The organism is Trinickia sp. (assembly GCF_051961175.1).
GTDB lineage: Bacteria > Pseudomonadota > Gammaproteobacteria > Burkholderiales > Burkholderiaceae > Trinickia.
In genome coordinates this window covers 1-5,607 of the sequence record NZ_JBQCDN010000221.1, presented here as the reverse complement: position 1 = coordinate 5,607, position 5,607 = coordinate 1, and the positions used below count along the sequence as shown (strand labels likewise).

Below are 5,607 nucleotides of genomic sequence, written 5' to 3'. Positions count from 1 at the left end.
CGAGAATTGCTTGGCCAGATCCTCGAACTTCGCGCCGCCCTTGATCTTCGCGATCAGATCCTTCGCTTGCTGCTCGTTGTCGACGAGGATGTGGTGCAGGTGATATTCCTTGCCGCCCGCTTGCTTGACGAGCTCGTCGTAGCGCGCCTTCACTTCGGCATCGGTGGGCTTGGCCTTGCTGGCGTAATCTTCGATCAGCGTATGCAGCACGACGCTTTGCTGCGCCACGGCGATTTGCGCCTTGACGTCGGGGCGGTTCGGGATGCCTTCACGCACCGCTTCCTGCATTAGGATTTCGCGGTTGACGAGTTCGTCCTTCACGGCTTGATGCAGTTGCGGCGTATCTTGCTGGCCTTGCTTCACGAGCTGGGCGACGAGCGCATCGGCACGCGATTTCGGAATGGCGGTACCGTTGACGACGGCGATGTTCTGCGCGAAAGCCGGGGCTGCCGCGAATGCGGCCAGCATGACGCAGAGACGGGACATTTTATGGGTCATCGGAAGTTCCTAACGTTCCTGTCGAGGTGGATCGGTTCAGTCAGCGCGCCCGGCCGTTCGTTTGGCCGATAGGGCGAAACGAACAGGGCGCTCGAGGTTCAACCTTTGGGACGCGGGCGACGATGTGGAGTTCCAAGCGCGGATTCAAGCGCCCGGCAGCCGAGCGAATTCCTCGGGCGTGTAGGCCATGATCGCCAGCGCATGGATCCCACGTTGCATAACGTCGGCCAGCGCATCATACACTAGCCGATGCCGCGCCACGCGTGGCTTGCCCGCGAAGGCGCCGGCCACAATCGTGACTGTGTAGTGCCCGCCTGCGGCCGCGCCGGCATGGCCGGCGTGCTGCGCGCTATCGTCGCGCACCGCGACCGACTGCGGGGCCAGCGCCGAGGTGAGCCTCGACTCGATCAATGCAATGCGTGCGTCGGGAGACGCGCCGAGAAAATCAGAGGATTCGCTCATCGCTTACTCCTCCTTCATATATTTAGCAAGCCACAAGCTTTGCAAGACAATAAACACGACCATCGCGCCCGTCGTTCCAAACAGCTTGAAGTTGACCCACTGTGCCTCGGTGAAGTTTCCGACGACATAAAGATTCGCGACGCCGAGTGCGGCAAAAAACACCGCCCAGGCGATATTGAGCTTATCCCAGATGGCGTGTGGCAGCGTCAGCTGCTTGCCCATCATGGATTCGATCACGTTCTTGCCGAACCCGTAGCGAGCGACCGCCAGGCCGATGGCGAAGAGCCAGTACAGCGCCGTGGGCTTCCATTGAATGAATTTCTGGTTGTGGAGCACAAGCGTGGCGCCGCCGAACACGACGATGACGCCCAGGCTGACCCACAGCATCGGATCGACCTTCCGATGACGAAAGGCCACCCACGCGACCTGCACGAGTGTCGCCGCGATGGCGACGGCCGTGGCCGTGAAGATGCCCCAAAGCTTGAATGCAACGAAAAACAGGATGATCGGGAACAGATCGAAAAGAAATTTCATGAAGGCCGATGAGTCCGAAAGCGTCGATGGGCGGGGCGCGCCCGGCGCGGTAAGCCGCTGTTTCGCCGCGCGGCGCGCGGCGAACAAAAACTTACTTGGGCTCGAATTGTAGCGCAGCCGAATTGATGCAGTAGCGCAGGCCCGTGGGCGCCGGGCCGTCCTCGAAGACATGTCCCAAGTGCGCTCCGCACTGCTTGCAGCGCACTTCTATACGCAGCATGCCATGCGAGCGGTCGGTCTTCTCCTCGATCACTTCGCCGTTGATCGGCTTGAAATAACTCGGCCAGCCGCAACCGGCGTCGAATTTGGTCGACGATTCGAACAGCGGCGTGCCACAGCAGACGCAGTCGTAGATGCCGCCTTCCCAATGGTCCCAATAACGTCCCGTAAAAGGACGCTCGGTGGCGGCGTGGCGCGTGACCTCGTATTCGACGTCGGACAGCTGTTCGCGCCATGCTTCGTCGCTTTTCTTGACCTCGTAGGTCTCGCGCGAAGCATCGGCGGAATCGGGCAAACCGGTGGGGCGTTCGTTCATAGATGCGTCTCCGTGTAGCGGCGCGGCTTTTGGCGCGCCGGTTGAAGGGCGTCGGCAGCGATCGATCGCGCATGCGACGGGTGTAATGATGCGCCGGGCTCGAGCTTGCCCGCCTCGGCGTATTAGATACGTCGCGATCGCGCGATTGGATGCGCGCCATGACAGGCTGCACGAATGGCCGCGCATCGAACGAGACAGCAGGGAAAGCGAACCGTTCACGACGAGCAGCTGACCTCCAGCGTGCCAGCCCAATCGGGCGGCAGCGCAGCGTAGGCTTCGTGTTCGGGCTGCTCGTCGAACGGGCGGCGCAGCACGGCGGCCAGCCGCTCGAGCTCGGAGAAGTCCTTCTCCTTGGCGCGCCGTATTGCCGTTTCGGCAAGATGATTGCGCAACACGAATTTCGGATTCACCCGGTTCATCGCCGCGCGGCGCGCCGCATCGTCGATTGGCTCGGCCGCAAGCCGTACGCGGTAATCGGCGAGCCAGCCGTCGATGCCCGGCAAATCGAGGAAGAGGTCGCGCACCGGCGCATCGCCGCTCGCGTCTTGCTTCGACACGCTCGCCAAGCCCCGGAACGTCAACGTGAAATCGGCGCGGCTCGCATGCATGAGCGCGAGCAAGCGGTCGGCCAACGCCGCATCGCCTTCGCGCATCCCGGTCAGGCCGAGTTTGGCTTGGAAACGGCTTTCGAGCGCCGGGGCGAAGTGCTCCTTGAAGCGCTCGAGCGCCCCTTGCGCGTCGGCGACGGAGCGTTCGGCGCGCGTCGCTTCTTCGTAGCGTTCACCGATGAGCGGCAGCAGCGCCTGCGCGAGACAAAAGCAATTCCAGTACGCGATCTGCGGTTGCATCCGATAGGCGTAGCGGCCTTGTGTATCGGAATGATTGCAGATGTGCCCAGCGTCGAAACCGTCGACGAAACCGAACGGGCCGTAATCGATTGTGAGCCCGAGAATCGACATGTTGTCGGTGTTCATCACCCCGTGGCAGAAGCCCACGGCTTGCCATTGCGCGACAAGCAGCGCCGTGCGCTCGACGACGATTGCGAGCAGCGCGAGATAGGGATCCTCGGCTTCACGGCAAGCGGGATAGAAGCGCGCGATGACGTGATCGGCCAGCGCGCGCAGCTCGTTCGTTCGATCGGCGGCGTAAAAGTGCTCGAAGTGGCCGAAGCGCACGAAGCTGGGCGCGACGCGCGTCACGACTGCGGCCGTCTCGATCTCTTCGCGGCGTACGCTTTGATCCGAGCCGATGACGGTCAAGGCGCGTGTCGTTGGAATGCCCAGATGGTGCATGGCCTCGGAACAGAGGAATTCCCGGATCGACGAACGCAGCACGGCCCGGCCATCGCCCATGCGCGAGTATGGCGTGCGCCCGCTGCCTTTGAGCTGCAACTCGAAGCGCGCTTCGCCGTGCTCGAGTTCGCCGATCGATAGGGCGCGCCCGTCGCCGAGCTGTCCGGCCCAGACGCCGAATTGATGGCCTGAATAGACGGACGCATACGGCAACGCTTCGCCCAGCCATTCGCGGGTGGCGTTGCCCGCGAATAAATCGGCGAATCCCGGCTCCGCGACGATCGCGGGATCGAGCCCCAGCATACGGGCTGCGTCGGCGCTGAAACCGACGACATACGGGGCAGGCAACGGGGCGGCCGGCAGACGGGTGTAGAACGCGCTGCCCAGGCCGCCGAATCCGCCTTGGCGGGGGGCTGAGAGCGCGTCGGTCAAGTCGGTCGATGACGAAATGCATGCCGAATGTTCGGCTACGCCTGGGGAAAACGACATATTGAGGGCCTCTGAGTTACCCGATATTGTAAGACGCCGCTTCGCGGCGCGCTGAGCGCGGCTCGATACCGCGCAAACACGAGACGCGTCGGGCCTGCCGAGCCCTGGCGCTCCCCATCGGGCGAGGAGACCGCCGTTATGCCAAAGCCGTTGCTGGGCCAAATGATGGATGTGCCGTTGAACGTGTCGACGCTGCTCGCGCACGCAGCGCGATACGCGGCGGATACCGAGATCGTGTCGCGCCGGATCGAAGGCGACATGCATCGCTACACCTACCGCGATTGCGAGCGGCGCGCGAAGCAGCTCGCGCAGGCGTTGATGCACCTCGGCGTGGAGCAGGGCGATCGGATCGGCACGCTCGCGTGGAACGGCTACCGGCATCTGGAAACGTATTACGGCACGACCGGCTTCGGCGCCGTGTGCCACACCATCAATCCGCGGCTGTTTCCCGAGCAGATCAGCTACATCGTCAATCACGCCGACGATCGCTACGTCCTGTTCGATACGTCATTCGCGCCGCTCGTTGCCACGCTCGCGCCGCAGTGCCCGAACGTGAAAGCCTGGATCGCGCTGGCCGACGATGCCGATATCCCGGCGCTCGATGCACCGTTGCTCGGCTATGAAGCGCTCCTTCGCGGGCAAGACGGCGATTTCGAGTGGCCCGCGCTCGACGAGCGGCTCGCTTCGTACTTGTGCTACACCTCAGGCACCACGGGGCATCCGAAGGGGGCGCTCTATTCGCACCGTTCTGTCTATCTGCACGCGATGGGGGCGGCATTACCCGATGCGATGGGGTTCTCGGCGCATGATTCCGTTCTACCGGTCGTACCGATGTTCCATGTCAACGCCTGGGGGATTCCGCACGCCGCCCCGCTGACGGGCGCCAAGCTCGTGCTGCCCGGCAAGGATCTTGACGGCAAATCGTTGTTCGAACTGATGGAAGCGGAGCGCGTGACATTCTCCGCTGGCGTGCCGACGGTGTGGATGAGCCTGCTGGCCCATGTGAAATCGATTGGCGCGCGGTTTTCGTCGCTCGAACGAACCGTCATCGGCGGCTCATGCTGCCCGCCGTCGATGCTCGAGACATTCGAAGACGAGTACGGTGTGCGCGTGATTCATGCCTGGGGCATGACGGAGCTGTCGCCGCTCGGTACGCTGGCGCGGCTCAATTGGGAGCAATCGCAACGTCCCCTGGAAGAACGTCGACGCCTGCTGCACAAGCAGGGCACGGTCATCTGCGGGGTCGATATGAAGATCGTCGGGCAAGACGGGCACGAGCTGCCGCGCGACGGCGTCGCCTTTGGCGATCTGCACGTGCGCGGGCCATGGGTCATCGGCCATTACTTTTCCGGCGAAGCATCGCAGGCCGGCGATTCACCGCTCGTCGACGGCTGGTTTCCGACGGGCGACGTGGCGACGATCGATCCGGACGGCTTTTTGCAGATCACCGATCGCAGCAAGGACGTCATCAAGTCCGGGGGCGAATGGATCAGTTCGAGCGAGCTCGAAAACGTTGCGGTTGCGCATCCTGACGTTGCGGAGGCGGCGTGCATCGCCTGCCGGCATCCGAAGTGGGACGAACGGCCGCTGCTCGTCGTGGTCAAACGGCCCGGCGCCACGGTGACGCGCGAGCAATTGCTGGCGTTCTACGAAGGAAAGGTCGCGAAATGGTGGGTGCCGGACGATGTGGTGTTCGTCGACGAACTGCCGCATACCGCGACCGGCAAACTGCTGAAGCTGAGGCTGCGCGAAATGTTCCGCGATCATGTGTTGCCGGGCGCGGCATCGACGTAGTGC

At 63.3% G+C, this 5,607-nt stretch carries 6 protein-coding genes; 1 reads left to right on the top strand and 5 read right to left on the bottom strand.

Translation table 11 applies throughout. The annotated features are described in order from the left end of the window. From ACTHL0_RS13165 to ACTHL0_RS13145, 5 genes are all read right to left on the bottom strand, one after another. Positions 1-498: peptidylprolyl isomerase (locus tag ACTHL0_RS13165; RefSeq protein ID WP_440567191.1), on the bottom strand; the 498-nt coding region annotated here is incomplete at its 3' end. Positions 499-642: 144 nt separating this feature from the next. Then, positions 643-960 (bottom strand): BolA family protein, encoded by a 318-nt coding sequence (locus tag ACTHL0_RS13160; RefSeq protein WP_440567190.1) that lies wholly within the window; start codon positions 958-960, stop codon positions 643-645. A 3-nt stretch (positions 961-963) separates the two neighbouring features. After that, entirely contained in the window at positions 964-1,494 is a 531-nt protein-coding gene (locus ACTHL0_RS13155; protein ID WP_440567189.1) for a septation protein A, read from the bottom strand. Between the two features lie 91 nt (positions 1,495-1,585). Continuing rightward, positions 1,586-2,029, bottom strand: a complete 444-nt coding sequence (msrB, locus tag ACTHL0_RS13150) for a peptide-methionine (R)-S-oxide reductase MsrB (protein WP_440567188.1) — start codon at positions 2,027-2,029, stop codon at positions 1,586-1,588. A gap of 215 nt (positions 2,030-2,244) precedes the next feature. After that, positions 2,245-3,810 carry a protein adenylyltransferase SelO gene (locus ACTHL0_RS13145; RefSeq protein ID WP_440567187.1) on the bottom strand — a complete coding sequence of 522 codons (1,566 nt, stop codon included), beginning with the start codon at positions 3,808-3,810 and terminating at the stop codon, positions 2,245-2,247. Between the two features lie 138 nt (positions 3,811-3,948). Between ACTHL0_RS13145 and ACTHL0_RS13140 the strand changes: the two genes are divergently transcribed. Further along, complete coding sequence (locus ACTHL0_RS13140; protein ID WP_440567186.1) at positions 3,949-5,604, top strand: 3-(methylthio)propionyl-CoA ligase; 1,656 nt, start codon at positions 3,949-3,951, stop codon at positions 5,602-5,604. Positions 5,605-5,607: the final 3 nt, after the last annotated feature.

What these genes read in the sequence shown, in the direction of transcription:
- ACTHL0_RS13160 (WP_440567190.1), bottom strand. Translation starts at nt 960, where the DNA reads ATGAGCGAATCCTCTGATTTTCTCGGCGCGTCTCCCGACGCACGCATT.
- ACTHL0_RS13155 (WP_440567189.1), bottom strand. Translation starts at nt 1,494, where the DNA reads ATGAAATTTCTTTTCGATCTGTTCCCGATCATCCTGTTTTTCGTTGCA.
- msrB (WP_440567188.1), bottom strand. Translation starts at nt 2,029, where the DNA reads ATGAACGAACGCCCCACCGGTTTGCCCGATTCCGCCGATGCTTCGCGC.
- ACTHL0_RS13145 (WP_440567187.1), bottom strand. Translation starts at nt 3,810, where the DNA reads ATGTCGTTTTCCCCAGGCGTAGCCGAACATTCGGCATGCATTTCGTCA.
- ACTHL0_RS13140 (WP_440567186.1), top strand. Translation starts at nt 3,949, where the DNA reads ATGCCAAAGCCGTTGCTGGGCCAAATGATGGATGTGCCGTTGAACGTG.